Origin of the sequence: Oceanospirillum sanctuarii, assembly GCF_002150805.1 — a bacterium.
Taxonomy (GTDB): Bacteria; Pseudomonadota; Gammaproteobacteria; order Pseudomonadales; family Halomonadaceae; genus Oceanospirillum; species Oceanospirillum sanctuarii.
Map to the genome: position 1 here is coordinate 1 of NZ_MTBA01000007.1, position 15,367 is coordinate 15,367.

Sequence of the window (15,367 nt, forward strand, 5' to 3'; positions counted from 1 at the left end):
TTCAATGCTGGAGCGTGATGGTATCGATCCAACAACGGTAACGGATGTTGTGGTTAAACGGGTTGTCGTGGAATCTGAGCAGGATGGGTTGTTACTGGAGTCTTCCATAGACTTGACAGTTATACCTTAAACGGTTTCTTCGGTTCAGAGGATCCGTAGAATTACTGTTCTGTTAATTTGGTAGAATTAAAGCCCGGCAATAAGCCGGGCTTTTCTATTCATTATGAAAAACGGGATAATATAACCATGCAGATCTGGGTCGATGCTGACGCTTGTCCAAAAGTGATTAAAGAGATTTTGTTCCGGGCTTCCCAGCGCTTGGATTTGCCGATGATTCTTGTGGCTAACCAGCCATTATCTGTGCCGCCTAATTCCAAAATTAAGGCCATTCAGGTGCCGCCGGGTTTTGATGTTGCCGATAACTATATTGTGCAGAATCTGACCGCCGGTGATCTGGTGATTACTGCGGATATTCCTCTGGCCGCTGAGGTGATCGAAGAAGGTGCCCATGCCCTGAATCCCCGTGGTGAGCTGTACACCAAAAACAATATTCGAGAACGCCTGATGATACGGGACTTTATGTCCGATCTGCGTAGCAGTGGTGTTCAGACCGGTGGCCCTGCAGCCCTGAATCAGCGTGATCGTCAGGAGTTTGGCAATGCGCTGGATCGTTTTTTGGCCAAGCATGTAAAGCCTGCCAGCTGATATGTCAGGCAGTAAACATGAATCGGATTTTCAGTGTTGGCAGGGGGTGATTGCAGAGCCGCCTTTGCAGTCGATTTCTCATCCGCTGTTGATAGAAAAAGAGATCGAACTGAAGGTATTGAGAACCGATCTGGTTCACCCGATTATCTCCGGCAACAAAGCCTATAAGCTGAAATACAATCTTGAGGCAGCGATTCAGCAAGGGGCAAGAGGCGTGCTGTCCTTTGGTGGTGCTTGGTCTAATCACCTGCATGCATTGGCGTATTCCTGTTATCAGCTGAAACTACCCTGCGTTGCTGTAATCCGTGGTGAGCCAGAGCTGATTCCAAAAAGCGCCATGCTTCAGGATCTTAAGCAGTGGGGTTGCCAGCTGCACTTTGTTACCCGCAAAGAGTATCGTTTGCGGAATGATCCTGATTGGCTTCGGTCTCTTGCAGAGACCTTCCCTGACTATTTTATGGTGCCGGAGGGCGGCAGTAGTCCCTTGGCTGCACCGGGTGTAGCAGAGCTTGCGATCCAGCTGGAGCAAAGCTGCAAAGAGGCAAATTGGCAGCCGGATCAGATCTGGTGTGCAGTAGGTACTGGCGGCACCTTGGCTGGGTTAATTGCTGGGCGAACACTGGATTACCAGCTGATCGGCGTTCCCGTGTTAAAAGGCGCGGATTTTCTCAATCAGGAAATTACGGATCGTCTGGCTTTTGATTCCGCCGGTAATGGCAGCGTGCAGGACAAGCAGAGCTGGAGCTTGCTGCTGGATGGTCATGGCGGCGGCTACGGTAAGGTCTCAAATACCCTTCTGGAACAGATGGCGTATTTCGAAGAGTGTTTAAGTGGCGATGCTTTCCCTCTATCGCTCGATCCCATCTATACCGGAAAACTATTTTGCCGATTCTGGCAAGCAGTCGAGCAGGGTGATATTCCACAGGGTAGCCGTATTCTTCTTATTCACACTGGTGGGCTTCAGGGCCGCAGAGGTTATGGCCTTGATTGGCAATTACCCGTCTGAACGGGCAAAGGTTTCATTAGCGACTAAAAAATCCTCGCTCTGATCGCTTTCCACTCAGCAGTCTAATCTAAGAGATGGCATAATAGGCCGCATCAGATTTCAGGAGACCGATGGGTTATGCAGGATCATACGTTAAAGAATGTTCAGTCTGGCATTCTGGCCGAATCAAATCAGTTTGGTTATTACATCACTTACACACTGAGCCCCGATGATGACCTGCTGCCTTTGGTTCGGGATATGGTGGCGCGCTTCCCATCGATGATCGACGAGTGCGGTCGTGTGTTTGATGTGCCATCACTGAATGGTGTGGTCGCCATCAGCTCTGATGCCTGGGATCGCCTCTATCCGGAAGGTCGCCCGGCTGCGCTGAAATCCTTCCCGGAAATGAAACAGGGTGCCCGGGTAGCGCCGGAAACACCTTGTGATCTTTATTTCCAGATTCGCTCTGACCGTCACGATATCAACTTTATTGTTGCCCGCCGAATTGATGGCATGCTGGGTGAAATTGCCAATCTGCAGGAAGCGATTCCTACTTTCCGTTATCTGGACAGCCGTGACCTGACAGGTTTTGTTGATGGTACCGAGAACCCACAGGGTGAAGACCGGGCCAAGGTTGCTTTGGTGGGTAATGAAGATCAGGCCTTTGCCGGTGGCAGTTATGTTCACCTGCAGCGTTATGTTCACAACATGCCGGTTTGGAACGGTGTTCCTGTCAAAGAACAGGAGCAGGTGATAGGCCGAACCAAAGCAGAAAATATCGAGTTTGAAGGTGAAGAAAAACCTCTGACTTCCCATATCAAGCGGGCTGGCATCAAAGATGAAGAAGGCTCTGCCATTGAGATTCTGCGTCAGAGTATGCCATACGGTAACCTGAGCGCTCAGGGACTCTACTTTGTCTCCTATTGTCGTTTCGCGGATAACTTTACCCGTATGCTGGCCAGCATGATTTATAGCGATACCGATGGTCATTACGATCACATGCTGAAGTACACCGAAGCGGTGACCGGTGCCGCTCTGTTTGCGCCATCCCGTGAGTTTCTTGCCAAGTATGTGGGTGCCGCAGCGGAAGCCGAGCAGCTGAAGAAAGAAAAAGCGGAAGCAGAGGCCAAGCGTCTCGCGGAAGAGGAAGCGGAACTGAACTCTACCCGCTCTGAGCTGGCATACACTCCTTTAAGTGAAGCCTTTGCTAACCCTGATGCGGTAAATCCTGTTGAGCCGGAAGTTGACCCGGACGCTGAAACTGAGAAAAAGGTTTCTGACCAGGTGCAAACTCCGGAAGTGGCTCCGGAAGCCGCGCCTGAAGTTAAGAGTGTGACACCGACCAACACCGGTGGTCGCCGCTATTCTGCCAGTTTCTATCAGGCGATGCTGGAGGATGACGAAGAACAGCGTCAGTCTCAGCAAGAGACACCTGATAATGAAAGTAAGAACCTGAAACAACAGCCTGGTCTGCCCTGGACGCTGACCGAAGAAGGCAAAAAGGGACTGAAAGACGATTAACCTGCAAACAAGGTTTTTCCAACAGAGGCTGTTCGCAGCCTCGTTTTGTTTTCCCGAAGAGGTTGTTAAAACGACCCGCTAATTCCAGAGAGCCCTATGTTTTCCATCTCCCGAACCGATAAACGCATTGCCTCCCAGCTGCAGGAAAAGATCGACACCAAAACCAAGCCGCTGGGCGCCCTTGGGCAGCTGGAAGCTGTTGCCCTGAAAGTAGGTTTAATTCAGCAGAGCCTTACCCCTGAACTGAAAAAGCCGCACATGCTGGTTTTTGCCGGTGATCACGGCATTGTCAGTGAAGGTGTCAGCCCTTATCCGCAGGAAGTCACCCCTCAGATGGTGCTTAACTTTCTGGGTGGTGGTGCGGCGATCAATGTTTTTTGCCGTCAGCACGGTATCGATCTGGAAGTTGTGAACGCAGGTGTAGCTGCTGATCTGCCGGAACATCCTAAACTGTTTGATGCCTGTGTTGCGCGGAGCACCGCCAGCTATCTGAATGCGGCGGCGATGACCGATGATGAGGTTAAGCTGGCGCTTCAGCGTGGTGCCGATCAGGTTACCCGTGTTGCGGCTGGTGGTAGCAATGTCATCGGTTTTGGTGAGATGGGGATCGGTAATACCTCATCTGCTGCTTTGCTGATGCACCATCTGACCGGCATTCCGCTGGCAGAATGTGTGGGTCGCGGAACAGGTCTTGATGAAAAAGGCGTGCTGAAAAAGCTGGCCATTCTGCAGCAGGCTTCGGCGAATTATATTGAGTCCAATGGCGGGCATCCGGATCATAATCCACTGCGTATTCTGGCGCGCTTTGGTGGTTTCGAAATTGCCATGATCTGTGGTGCCATGCTCAAAGCTGCAGAACTGAAGATGCTGGTACTGGTGGATGGCTTTATTGCGACCAGCGCTCTGCTGGTAGCTCATGCGCTGTTCCCGGAAGTGCTGGATTACACTGTGTTTACCCACCAGTCTGATGAAAGCGGTCATCGCAAGATGCTGAGCTATCTGAAGGTTCAGCCCCTTCTGAAGCTGGATCTGCGTTTAGGTGAGGGCAGCGGTGTCGCGGTTGCTTATCCGTTGGTGGTTTCTTCCGTTGCTTTCCTGAATGAGATGGCTTCTTTTGCTGATGCGGGTGTCAGTGGTGAAGAGCTGGTATCCGGTGCTGACGATGCGGGGAATGAGAGCAGCGATGCCAGCTGATTGGTCCGGAAAAAGCTTCTGCCAGCAACAGGGCTATCTGCTGCTGGCGGCGATCATCTTTTTTACCCGTATCCCGGTGAAAAAACGGGTGCCGGATGAGGCGCTACAGCTGAATCGTGCCGCGCGCTTTTTGCCTGTTGTCGGGCTGATGGTTGGTGCGGTTTGTGCGCTGTCTTTTGTTGTCTTTTACGGAATCTGGCAAAACCTCTGGCTAGCGCTCTTGTTGAGCACAACGGTTGGTATTCTGACGACCGGCGCATTTCACGAAGACGGCTTTGCGGATTCCTGCGATGGCTTTGGCGGCGGCTGGCAGAAGGAACAGGTGCTGCGCATCATGAAGGACTCCCGATTGGGAACCTATGGTGCGGTTGGTTTAGGCCTGATGCTGGCAATTAAACTCTCGGCCCTTGCGCTCTTGCCAGTGGATCTGATTCCCTGGGTGTTACTTCTTGGTCATGGGTTAAGCCGAAGCTTCTCTGCCAGTTTTATGTTTACCCTCAATTATGTGCGTGATGAGGTGGATCGTAAGTTCTCGGGACATAGCGATCGTATGACGGCTGGAGAGCTGAGCTTTATTACCGCTGTCGGTACTCTTGGCTTGCTGTTTCTTTCTCTGGCAACGGCGCTGCTTCTGATCGCTGGCCTTTTTCTGCTGCACCGTCTTCTGAGCTGGTATTGGCTAAAACGAATCGGTGGTTATACCGGTGATTGTCTGGGCGGTGCTCAACAACTGGCGGAAGTTCTGATTTATCTGATCTTGTCTGCTGCGCTTGTTTAAGCCGAAAACTACAAGTTATGAACCATGTCCCAAGAAACCGCATCAAGTCCTAACGCTTTGCAACGCAAAACCTGTGATTACCTGCTGGTACGTCATCTTAAGCCGGAGGTCGAAGCCGGTATCTGTTACGGTCAGAGCGATCTGCCTGCAGCCGAAGTCCCCGATTCGGCTTGGCAGGAACTGATGGCTTTCCGTTCTGATCTGCCTTTGCTTTCCAGTCCGCTGCTTTCCAGTCCTCTACAGCGCGCTCGAACACTTGCGGATCATTTGTCTGCTTTGCAGAGTAAGTCTTCGGAAGCACTTGCACTGACAGGAGATGCTTCTGCACTGATAGCGGAAGATCCCCGCTGGCAGGAGATCGATTTCGGTCTCTGGGAAGGGCAGAGCTGGGCTGATATCGGGCAGGAGGCGATAGAGCAGTGGCAACAGAACCTACTGGATTTTCAGTTCCCTAATGGTGAGTCGGCCTATCAGATGCAGCAACGGGTTATTCTGGCGTGGTGCGATTGGTTACGACAGGAACGGGGGGGGATTCTGGTTTCCCATCTGGGCGTGATTCGCTTGCTGTTGGGGGAAGTGTTGCAGATACCCTTTCAGCAGCAGCTTTTGTTGCAGCTGGATTATCAGCATAGCGCCTGGCTACGCCAGACTTGGTTGGAAGATACTCAGGGTCACAGGTTGCCGGATTCAGAGCTCTGGCAACTGAAAGGTCTTAATCTGGCTCCTAAAGCTCTGCTTGAGGCATGGCGCAGCTGATTTTGACGATTGCTGATTTACGATTAAAGAAGGAGATCAGCCCATGGCTGAGCGTGAAGGTGTTATCAAATACCAACTGGATTACACCCCGTCAGTGGCCTGTGATGAGGCGCTACTGGTGTCGATTCAGCAATGGCGTCTGACACTGTTTCAGTTGGGGCTGATCGGTCAGGACCCAGCCCGATACGGTGGTCTGGGTTATGGCAATATCAGTATTCGCTACGGGAACGGCTTTATTATCAGCGGCACCCAGACCGGTGAGCTGGAACGGCTGACACCGGAGCACTACGCCATTGTTGAGCACTGTGATCCGACGACCAATCATATTGTTGCCCATGGGCCGGTGAAACCCTCATCAGAGGCGTTAACCCACGGTGCTGTTTACGCGCTGGATGACACTATTCAGGCGGTGATTCATATCCACAGCCCTGAAATCTGGCAAAAACGTGGCCAGCTGTTTCTGCCGGAAACCCCGGCTGATGTTCCCTATGGTACTCCTAAAATGGCGCAGGCGGTTAAGCAGCTCTGGCAGGAGGATGCTTTCAAACTCAGCCCTGTGTTTGCTATGGCAGGCCATGAAGATGGCATTATGAGTTTCGGCTCGGATATGACAGAAGCCGGAATGCCGCTGTTAAATACCTTTCAATGGGCAAGGGCTTTTGAGCTGACCGAAGCGATTGAATCCGGTGCCCGCGACGCGGGCGAAAAACACTTCTGATGTGCCTGCTGAAAAGGGCTCTGCAAGCTGAAGCAGTCAGGTATCTTTGCTGATGAGTATCTGGGTTGCACTGACACTGATGGCGGCTCTGATGCAGTCGGTCAGAACCGCAGGTCAGAAGTCTCTGGGGCATGGTCTGACCGCCAGTGGCGCTGCTGTGGTGCGTTATCTCTATGGCCTGCCTTTTGCGCTGATCTATCTGGTAGTACTGATTTACTGGTCCGGCTCAGATGAAGCCTCATTGGCTGTGATTCCCAATCCGGAGCTCAGGTTCTGGGGTTATGCCCTGTTCGCCGCCATCTGTCAGCTGATTGCTACGGCTCTGATGGTCTGGCTGTTCCGTTTCCGCAATTTTGCTTTGGGCAGTTTTTACGTCAAAACCGAAGCTATGCTGGCGGCGGTTTTAGGCGTACTGATCTGGTCGGAGACCTTGTCGCTTCTGGCGTGGTTGAGTATTGGTCTGGGCGCTGTTGGCATCTTCCTGATGGGGCAGGGCAAAGCTTATCTGGTCAAATCGGATCGGGGCAAGGCTCTGAGTTGGGGGCAAAGAATCAAACACTTTTTGCTCGATCCTGCCGCAGGTGTTGGGCTTTTGGCGGGGCTGCTGTTTGCCCTGACCTCACTGTCGTTGCGTCAGGCAAGCCTGAGCCTGAATCTTGATTTTCAGCTGGGTGCTGCGGTGACTTTGGTGGTGATGGTCATCCTGCAAACCTTAATCGGCGCACTTTATCTGGGCTGGCGTTCGCCAGCGGACTGGAAAGCGATGAAGCTGCAAACCGGTGTTTGCGCCTTTGTGGGACTGACCAGTGTCGTGGGTTCTGTTGGCTGGTTTACTGCGATGACCTTGCAACCTGTGGCCTATGTAAAAGCGGTCGGGCAGATCGAGTTTGTTTTCACTTTGTTGGTAGCAGTGCTCTTTTTTAAAGAGCGCCCTTCCCCCATTGAGCTGATCGGTATGGGCGCTATTCTGAGTGGCGTCCTGCTGTTACTGGTAGTGGGATAGGGCTGCCGGGATAGAAGGATTGATTCAGATAACCGCCTGCTTGCGAAGCCTGGTTTTTCCATAATAGATAATAAGCGCCGCCAGAATCATCGCGGACCCTAGCATCAGCCATTCCGGTAGCAGGTTTTCACTGGCCGCCAGTTGCGCCTGAATGTCGATGTTAAAGTAATGAACCAGCGCATTGGTTGCGAATCCGGACAGAAACGCCACGCTTAATACTCCGGTTAAGTAAGTCACAACAGCTCTGCCCCCTAATTCCCTTTTAATGATGCCAAGAGTCGCCATATTGGTGGCCGGGCCTGCCAGCATAAACACCAGAACCGCTCCGGGAGATAGTCCGGATAGCAACAAACCCGCAGCAATCGGCGTGGATGCAGTGGCACAGATATACATAGGGATACCCACCAGAGCCATCACCAACATGGCGGTAAAACCATCTCCCCACTGCGTCAGAAACTGCTCCGGAACCCAGGTCAGCGTTGCTGCCGCCAGTAAGAGCCCGACCAAAAGCCAGCCCGCCATATCATTGAAAATATCCACAAATGCGTAACGTTGGCCGGTCATAAAGCGCTGGAAGAGGCTGCTTTGGTTCTCCTGCGGGTTGGCAGCTTCCTTGGTTTGGGAGCCGGAAGAGCAGCTTTTACTGGCGCAACAGGAGGTTGTTTCTTTCGTGCTGGCTTGTTCAGATGCGGTTTTAGGCTCTGTTTCTGGGGTCGGTGCATCTTTAAAATATTGTGTCAGCAGTCCTGCGCTAATCGCACTCAGAACTGCCGCAATGGGCCTGATAATCGCCATAAAAGGTCCGAGAAGAGCATAAGAAACGGCAATGGAATCCGCTCCGGTTTCCGGTGTAGAAACCAGAAAGGAGACGGTGGCACTTTTTGAGGCGCCGTTGCGTTTCAGACTCATGGCAGCAGGGATCACGCTGCAGGAACAAAGTGGCAGGGGCGCTCCAAAGAGGGCCGCTTTAACCGTTGAGGCAAGGTTATCCTGCCCCAAATGTTTCGCCAGCGTTTCTGTTCCGACAAAGCTATGTATCAGTCCGGCAATCACCAGGCCGCCCAGAAGCCAGGGGGCTGCATCCAGAAACAGGTCGAAGAAATGTTCAGCAAGTAGCATCATGTTTTTCCTGCTTCTGATGACCATTGGCCAGGGCGCTTAAAATAGTGCAATGGCTTGCGGGCAGTGATCCGCCGCAACAGGCATCGGTAATCTGCTTTAAAGCGCCACGCATCTGCTCCAATTCCTGAATTTTGGCTTCGATCTCAGTTAGCTTCTCGTTGGCAAAATTCTTAACTGTCTGGCAGGTTTCCTGTTCACGGTTGACCTCCAGATCCAGCAGACCAGCGATATCCTTCAGGGAAAAACCCACCGCTTTGGCTCTCAGGATAAAAGCAACCTGACTAATCGCGCTTTCCGGATAAAGGCGATAACCCGCTTCCGATCTATGCGGCTCCGGCAGAAGGCCTTGTTTTTCGTAGAAGCGCAGGGTTTCGACTGTAACTCCTGAGGCTTTTGCGAGAGAACCTATCTTATAGAGGCTGCTCATTTGTCGGCTCCTGTGATTCTGGTTGATCCATTTATAATAAACCCTGTAGTAAGCTTTAGGGTCAAGGAAGTGTGATTGGTTCAGGAAAACAAAAAGTAGCGTTATAAGCTTTAAGTGACACTTAAGCTTGCCGATAAGTATGTTAATCTAAAAGCAAATCGACAGCGTGAGTGCTCGTAAGCTGTCAGGGATATAAGAATACAAACAGAGGTTCACTGATGAAGCAGCGTATCATCGCCAGCACGTTAGCCGTTGCGGCTACCCTAGCTTCCATTCCATCCGAAGCCGCTCCGGTTTATCGTCAAGCCCGTGATGCAGCTCCGAGGGTTAATATCTATCAGCAGGCTTATGCTTACGCTGGTATTGATATGCTGAATTGGAGTGATGGTACTGACTCTGGCACTGCAACCCGTTTTACCTTTGGCCAGCGTTTCGAAGAATTTGTTTCTGCAGAAGCTCAGTTTGCCCTCGGTGGCGGCAATCATAATTACACCATGGGTGTTTATGCTAAAGGTGCTTTGCCTTTGGGCCGGTTACAGATGAAAGGTTTGTTGGGTTTTGCTGCGTCCCAATATAATGAGACAACTAATTACACCAGTCTTTCTTATGGTGTAGGTGCCGAGCTGACGGTTTGGCGCGACTGGTATGCCAATGCCGATTTTATGAAGTATGTTGCTAAGAGCAGTGCTGACATTGGTGGTATCAGCATTGGTATTGGAACCCGCTTTTAAGCGAACGCTCTGTTTTTACAAAAGCCAGCTTTGCTGGCTTTTGTTGTTTTTAAAGATCAGAAATTAATTGAACAGTTAAATTCAGGAGGGACTTTCTGTGACGGAACTACTTCAGTATTGGCCGGAATTTTTGACGGTTGTAGTGGTGCATTTTTTGGCGGTAGCCAGTCCTGGTCCTGATTTTGCGGTTATTTTGCGCCAGAGTCTCTGTGCCAGCAGCCGTTCAGGTGTCTGGACAGCCATCGGTATTGGTAGCGGTATTTTAGTTCACGTGACCTACTCGCTTTTAGGCTTGGGCCTTTTGATTGCACAATCGACAACGGCATTTACCGTTCTGAAGATATTGGGGGCGGCTTACCTGTTATGGGTGGGTTGGCAGTGTCTGAAGGCGAAACCGGCAGCGAGTGCTGCTGATGTAAATGCTGAACTGGAAGAGGGTGAGAGTGCCGCAACAGCCTGGAAAGCCTGGCGGCTGGGCTTTCTGACCAATGCGCTGAACGCCAAGGCGACACTTTTCTTTGTTTCTCTGTTCTCTGTTGTGATCAGCCCAAGTACGCCGCTTTGGATTCAGGGCTTTTATGGGCTTTGGATGACAGTAATGACAGGTCTCTGGTTTACCGGGCTTGCGCTGTTTCTGTCCCGTGAGAAAGTTCGGGCTTTCTTCCGGAAAATCAGTCACTGGATTGAGCGGGTAACTGGTGTTGCCCTGATCGCTTTGGCGGGTAAGTTAGCGACCGCTTCTCAAAGCTGATTGGCTTGAGTGTTTAAGAGTTTAAACCTTTAGAAATTAAGCTGGGCTATAACCTATGCCAGGGCATAGGGAGATAGCCCGGCCAACCATCGGAAACCACAAACAGGCGTTCGCCTGACTGCCTTTCCAGCAGTAATCCTTCTGTTCCCATCTGTGGTCGCTTGTCCCACTTTCTTAGTTGGTTTTTATTGCCTCTGGCTTCATATACAGGGAGTATCAGTTCCTGTCTTAAGGTTTCTGCGATGGATGTGCCTGTTAGCCATTCTGGTTGAGCGATACTTGCCATCCAGTGCGGTTTTTTGCAGATTCGCCATTCTGGTTTTATGCCAGTCTGATAGTTATTTAGCCATTGAGAGAGTGTGATCCAGCTGCCTTTAAGATGATCCGGGTTCATCATCTCAGGAGCGGGAAGTGGTGAGCTGAGCTGTGTCGGGTAAAACAGATAACCCCGGGTCAGGGCACTGGCTCTGTCCGGAATAAGAGATTGTCCTGCCGTTTCGCCGTATTGTTCAAGCCATTGCCGAACCTCGTGCTGCTCTCCCAGTTTAAGCTGCTGAGTCAGCAGGTGTTGCCATTTATGCTCCATGCTGTCCTGGCAGGCAATACCCAGCCAGTGACTCCAGGCCTCAGGTTTCCCCCAGCCTGAATCGGTTCCCAGATAGAATTTGATCGCCAGCTCCAGATGCCAGATAAGTCCATCTCTCTGATCCTTCAGCAGGACATCAAACTCCCCCAGAGTGCGCTTTTCACCCTGTACGATCAGATTGCTGGCGAGCAGCTCTATATCGGGATGCAGGTCGAAATAAAACAGCCATAACTGTTCATGATAATGACCCAGAAGCGTGGTTTTTTTACCTTCGAGCCAGGCTTCTATAGGTCGCGGGTCGGAATCGAGTTGTACCAAGGTATCCCAGTGGGGGGCGGGTATTTGCCAGCTTTCTGCAGTACAATGGCACAGCCGGGGCGTGGTTAATAACCACACCAGATCCCTGACTGCCTGATGCTGAAATGTTTCCGGTGTCACTGGATTTTCACCTTTACTGGTTTATCTGAAACTGTGCCATTTATGTTTCGGGTCACGATTAAAACCGATAGAGTAAAGCGCAGTCGGATCAAAGATCAATTCCGGCATCTCCGGATGGTTTGGAATATTTACTTAGATTTCCTCATCGCGGATTTTACCCTGACATATAGTAAGAGCTTGGTGATAGCCGAGTCTGAACCTGCTTTTCAGCGTTTTTGGAAAGCTTACATCCACACCAACGAATCATAAGACGGCAGATGGAACAATTTAAAAATATTGGCCTGATCGGGCGACTGGGTAGCACTAAGGTTGTGGACACCATGAAGCGGTTGATCCGTTACCTTCAGGATCGCGATCTGCACATTATTATTGAAGATCAGATCGGCGAAGTGATGCCGGGGCATGGTCTTCAGGAAGTCAGCCGTAAACTGATCGGCGAAGTCAGTGATCTGGTGATTGTTGTCGGTGGTGACGGCAGCCTTCTGGGGGCGGCCCGCGCCATAGCGAAGTACAACACCCCTGTGCTGGGTGTGAACCGTGGTCGTCTGGGTTTCCTTACTGACATTTCACCAAGCGAACTGGAAGAGCGTGTGGGTGAAGTACTGGATGGCCAGTACATTACTGAAACCCGCTTTATGTTGGACGCCGAGGTGTATCGCAACGGTGAACCGGTCGGTAACGCCGTTGGTCTGAACGATGTGGTGCTGCACCCGGGTAAATCTGCCCGTATGATCGAGTTCGATCTTTATATCGAAGGTCAGTATGTTTACAACCAGCGCTCTGACGGCCTGATTGTTTCCACGCCAACGGGCTCGACAGCGTATTCCCTGTCCGGTGGTGGCCCTATTATGCATCCTAAACTGGATGCGATCGTGCTGGTTCCTATGTTCCCGCACACCCTGAGTAGCCGCCCGATTGTGGTGGATGGCAATAGCGAAGTGAAGATTATCATCGCGGAAGATAACGATGCTTATCCACACGTCAGCTGCGATGGCCAGACCCACCTGGTCACCAAGCCCGGTGATGTACTTTATGTGAAGAAGCGCCCATACAAGCTGCGTCTGATTCATCCGGTTGACCATAATTTCTATGAAATTTGCCGAACTAAGTTGGGCTGGAGTAGCAGTTTTGGTGACCAATAAATCTGATTTTACCCGTTTACCGGAAGCAGCCGGTTACGATCTGATCGGTGATATTCATGGCTGCGCTCATACCCTTGAGCGTCTGTTGCAGCAGATGGATTACCGCAAGGTCAACGGCGTCTGGCAGCATCCGGAACGTAAGGTGATCTTCCTCGGTGATATTGTGGACCGCGGTCCACGCATCCGTGAATCACTGGAACTGGTTTATAACATGGTTCAGGCGGGGGAAGCGGCCTGTATTATGGGCAACCATGAGCACAACGCGATCACCTACTGCACGCCGGCACCTGAAGGTTTTGCTGATGATTATCTGCGCAGCCACAACCCTCGCCATACCCGCCTGATCAAAGAAACACTGGATCAGTTTGAGGGTGCTCAGGATGAGTGGGATACCTATCTTCAGTGGTTCAAAACACTGCCGCTTTTTCTGGAAAACGAGCAGTTCCGTGTGGTGCATGCCAGTTGGGATGACGCTCTGATCCGAACCCTGCAGAACGAATACCAGACCGACAAGCTGAACTATGACCTGCTGATCGAATCGGTTCAGCCGGACAGTTTTGGTTTTCGTCTGATGGAACACCTGACGCGGGGCAGTCATATTCGCCTGCCGGAAGGCATTCAGATTCACGGTGGTGATGGCTTTACCCGTCGTACCTTCCGGACTCATTTCTGGGCGGAAAAACCGGAAACCTACGGCGATGTAATTTTTCAGCCGGATAACCTGCCGGGTAATCTGGAAGATCGGGCACTGAGTGATCAGGAAAAAGAAGCGCTGCTTTATTACCCGAAAGATGAGCGTCCTTTGTTTATCGGTCATTACTGGTGTGAAGGCGTACCTGCACTGGTGACACCAAATATTGCCTGTCTGGATTACAGTGCTGTGAAATACGGTAAGCTGGCCAGTTATCGCTTTAGTGGTGAGTCTCAGTTGGATGCCAGAAACTTTGTCTGGATCTCTGTAGATCGGGATGAAAGCTGATCACGTACCTGATGTGTAATCGTTACTGCTAGCGATGCCATTTAGCTGCGAAGGGAAATAACAGGGGCTAAAGACCTGAATAATCCCTGAAAGCAGTCTTTCAACTACCTTTTTTGTGAACTTTTGTCACAGAAACTTGGAACTTTGAAAAATGGACGCATACTAACAGTATGGTTATTCGTGAACGTCGGTTGTTCGTTTAACCTGTGGTTCTCAAAACTGACAGTGGTATATATGCCTGCGGTATCGATTGATGGATACGGGAGAGTGGGTTCCATCTTATCCTGTTTTATTTTGACCGGACCCGTTGTTATTAAGAGTGACAGGATGTTCCTCCCGCGAGTTAATCCGGCAGCACGTACCATGCTGCCGGATTTTTTTATGTCTGCGGAATAATCTTCCAATGTGATGCCAACATTATTCAAAGCTAAGCCAACCATAGTCGAAGTGAAGCTAACGCCATGATTAAAGTTCTGGAATTACCTGTAGATCAGGATCTGTCGGAGTTAAGCCGCGAGCTCTGGGTACGTAAAATTGGACACCAGATCCGACAGACCTCCCGTACGCAGGAGATCTTTCTGGCAAAGCCCGAAGATTACCCGCAACTGATGCAGTTGGTTCAGGACTGGCACCGAGGCGAGCTGGCTTACACGATTGAGCCAGAAAGCAGTGAGCAAACGCTGAATCTGAAAGCCGGCCTGCAGGCTGCCGGACATTGGCCGCTAACCGCTTTGATTCTGCTGATCAGCGGTCTGGTCACCGCCATGATCAGTTTTGAACCGCAGCCAAACTGGCTGGCATCTCTTACCATCGTCCCCTTCGAACAGGTCAGAAATGGTCTGGCGTATCTGCCTTTATGGCAGACATTGCAGACCGGTGAAGTCTGGCGTTTGCTGACACCGGCTTTTCTGCACTTTGGCGCACTGCATCTGATTTTTAACAGTCTTTGGGTGTGGGAGCTGGGCCGTATGATAGAGCGTCAACAGTCCACGTTTAATCTGGCGTTGTTGTTTCTGGTCAGCGGGATCAGCGCGAACCTCGCTCAGTATCTGATGGGAGATATTCTCTTTGGCGGTTTGTCAGGCGTAGTCTATGCCCTGTTAGGTTACTGCTGGTTCTGGGATCGTTTTGCCCGCCAGCCCATCTTTTATATCCGTAAGCCCGTGTTTGTTTTCCTGCTGATCTGGCTGGTGTTCTGTCTGGTCGGTGGTGCATCTATGCTGGGACTGGGTGAAATCGCCAATGCTGCCCATGTGGGAGGTTTGGTGAGCGGTAGTCTCTGGGCTTTGATCAGTGTAACCCTGTCCGGTAAGTCCCGTTTTGGTGGTCAGTAAGATTCTGGTATCAGAGTGATGCTGATGAGTGCAGGCTCTGATCCGTCACAGTTTGCGTATTTTTTAATGACTTTTTTCTAAGGTCTTTTTATCTGCCTGCAGTCACCTAGCGGGTGGAAGATGGGATATAATCCCCTGTATTCAAGTCAGGTATTGCGATTCAGTCATTGCCTGCAGTTATTTTTGATGGAGTTTCC

Annotated in this window: 16 protein-coding genes; 13 read left to right on the forward strand and 3 right to left on the reverse strand. The window is 51.1% G+C overall.

Annotation, left to right across the window (positions count from 1 at the left end; translation table 11 throughout):
* The first annotated feature begins 246 nt into the window (after nucleotides 1–246).
* The 8 genes from BV405_RS13060 to BV405_RS13095 all read left to right on the forward strand — a co-directional run bounded on the left by BV405_RS13060 (nucleotide 247) and on the right by BV405_RS13095 (nucleotide 7,660).
* Complete coding sequence (locus BV405_RS13060; protein WP_086481497.1) at nucleotides 247–705, forward strand: YaiI/YqxD family protein; 459 nt, start codon at nucleotides 247–249, stop codon at nucleotides 703–705.
* 1 nt (nucleotide 706) lies between these two features.
* A complete protein-coding gene (locus tag BV405_RS13065; RefSeq protein WP_086481342.1) occupies nucleotides 707–1,711 on the forward strand; it encodes a 1-aminocyclopropane-1-carboxylate deaminase/D-cysteine desulfhydrase in 1,005 nt (334 codons plus the stop codon).
* Nucleotides 1,712–1,828: 117 nt separating this feature from the next.
* Nucleotides 1,829–3,211, forward strand: coding sequence for a Dyp-type peroxidase (locus BV405_RS13070; protein ID WP_086481343.1), 1,383 nt, complete (start codon nucleotides 1,829–1,831; stop codon nucleotides 3,209–3,211).
* A 96-nt stretch (nucleotides 3,212–3,307) separates the two neighbouring features.
* Nucleotides 3,308–4,405, forward strand: coding sequence for a nicotinate-nucleotide--dimethylbenzimidazole phosphoribosyltransferase (cobT, locus tag BV405_RS13075; RefSeq protein WP_086481344.1), 1,098 nt, complete (start codon nucleotides 3,308–3,310; stop codon nucleotides 4,403–4,405).
* Nucleotides 4,395–5,183, forward strand: a complete 789-nt coding sequence (locus BV405_RS13080; protein WP_176330158.1) for an adenosylcobinamide-GDP ribazoletransferase — start codon at nucleotides 4,395–4,397, stop codon at nucleotides 5,181–5,183. The genes cobT and BV405_RS13080 overlap by 11 nt, the downstream gene beginning before the upstream one ends.
* Before the next feature lie 24 nt (nucleotides 5,184–5,207).
* The gene (locus tag BV405_RS13085; protein WP_086481346.1) at nucleotides 5,208–5,939 is read left to right on the forward strand and encodes a histidine phosphatase family protein; all 732 of its coding nucleotides are present in this window, start codon (nucleotides 5,208–5,210) and stop codon (nucleotides 5,937–5,939) included.
* 43 nt (nucleotides 5,940–5,982) lie between these two features.
* Nucleotides 5,983–6,657 carry a class II aldolase/adducin family protein gene (locus BV405_RS13090; RefSeq protein WP_086481347.1) on the forward strand — a complete coding sequence of 225 codons (675 nt, stop codon included), beginning with the start codon at nucleotides 5,983–5,985 and terminating at the stop codon, nucleotides 6,655–6,657.
* Between the two features lie 52 nt (nucleotides 6,658–6,709).
* Complete coding sequence (locus BV405_RS13095; RefSeq protein ID WP_086481348.1) at nucleotides 6,710–7,660, forward strand: EamA family transporter; 951 nt, start codon at nucleotides 6,710–6,712, stop codon at nucleotides 7,658–7,660.
* Between the two features lie 24 nt (nucleotides 7,661–7,684).
* Here the strand turns inward: BV405_RS13095 and BV405_RS13100 are convergent, their stop codons facing one another.
* Complete coding sequence (locus BV405_RS13100; protein WP_245832326.1) at nucleotides 7,685–8,782, reverse strand: SO_0444 family Cu/Zn efflux transporter; 1,098 nt, start codon at nucleotides 8,780–8,782, stop codon at nucleotides 7,685–7,687.
* The gene (gene zntR / locus BV405_RS13105; RefSeq protein ID WP_086481350.1) at nucleotides 8,766–9,209 is read right to left on the reverse strand and encodes a Zn(2+)-responsive transcriptional regulator; all 444 of its coding nucleotides are present in this window, start codon (nucleotides 9,207–9,209) and stop codon (nucleotides 8,766–8,768) included. The genes BV405_RS13100 and zntR overlap by 17 nt, the downstream gene beginning before the upstream one ends.
* Nucleotides 9,210–9,427: 218 nt before the next feature.
* Here zntR and BV405_RS13110 point away from each other — a divergent pair, with 218 nt between their 5' ends.
* Nucleotides 9,428–9,940 (forward strand): outer membrane beta-barrel protein, encoded by a 513-nt coding sequence (locus BV405_RS13110; protein ID WP_086481351.1) that lies wholly within the window; start codon nucleotides 9,428–9,430, stop codon nucleotides 9,938–9,940.
* Nucleotides 9,941–10,037: 97 nt separating this feature from the next.
* Entirely contained in the window at nucleotides 10,038–10,691 is a 654-nt protein-coding gene (locus BV405_RS13115; protein WP_086481352.1) for a LysE family transporter, read from the forward strand.
* Between the two features lie 46 nt (nucleotides 10,692–10,737).
* On the opposite strand, the gene BV405_RS13120 is transcribed toward BV405_RS13115, so the two are convergent.
* A complete protein-coding gene (locus tag BV405_RS13120) occupies nucleotides 10,738–11,715 on the reverse strand; it encodes a DUF1853 family protein (RefSeq protein WP_086481353.1) in 978 nt (325 codons plus the stop codon).
* Nucleotides 11,716–11,972: 257 nt separating this feature from the next.
* Here BV405_RS13120 and BV405_RS13130 point away from each other — a divergent pair, with 257 nt between their 5' ends.
* The 3 genes from BV405_RS13130 to BV405_RS13145 all read left to right on the forward strand — a co-directional run bounded on the left by BV405_RS13130 (nucleotide 11,973) and on the right by BV405_RS13145 (nucleotide 15,170).
* Nucleotides 11,973–12,857 carry an NAD(+) kinase gene (locus tag BV405_RS13130; RefSeq protein ID WP_086481355.1) on the forward strand — a complete coding sequence of 295 codons (885 nt, stop codon included), beginning with the start codon at nucleotides 11,973–11,975 and terminating at the stop codon, nucleotides 12,855–12,857.
* The gene (locus BV405_RS13135; RefSeq protein WP_245832327.1) at nucleotides 12,847–13,836 is read left to right on the forward strand and encodes a metallophosphoesterase; all 990 of its coding nucleotides are present in this window, start codon (nucleotides 12,847–12,849) and stop codon (nucleotides 13,834–13,836) included. The genes BV405_RS13130 and BV405_RS13135 overlap by 11 nt, the downstream gene beginning before the upstream one ends.
* A 461-nt stretch (nucleotides 13,837–14,297) precedes the next feature.
* Nucleotides 14,298–15,170, forward strand: coding sequence for a rhomboid family intramembrane serine protease (locus BV405_RS13145; protein WP_086481358.1), 873 nt, complete (start codon nucleotides 14,298–14,300; stop codon nucleotides 15,168–15,170).
* Nucleotides 15,171–15,367: the final 197 nt, after the last annotated feature.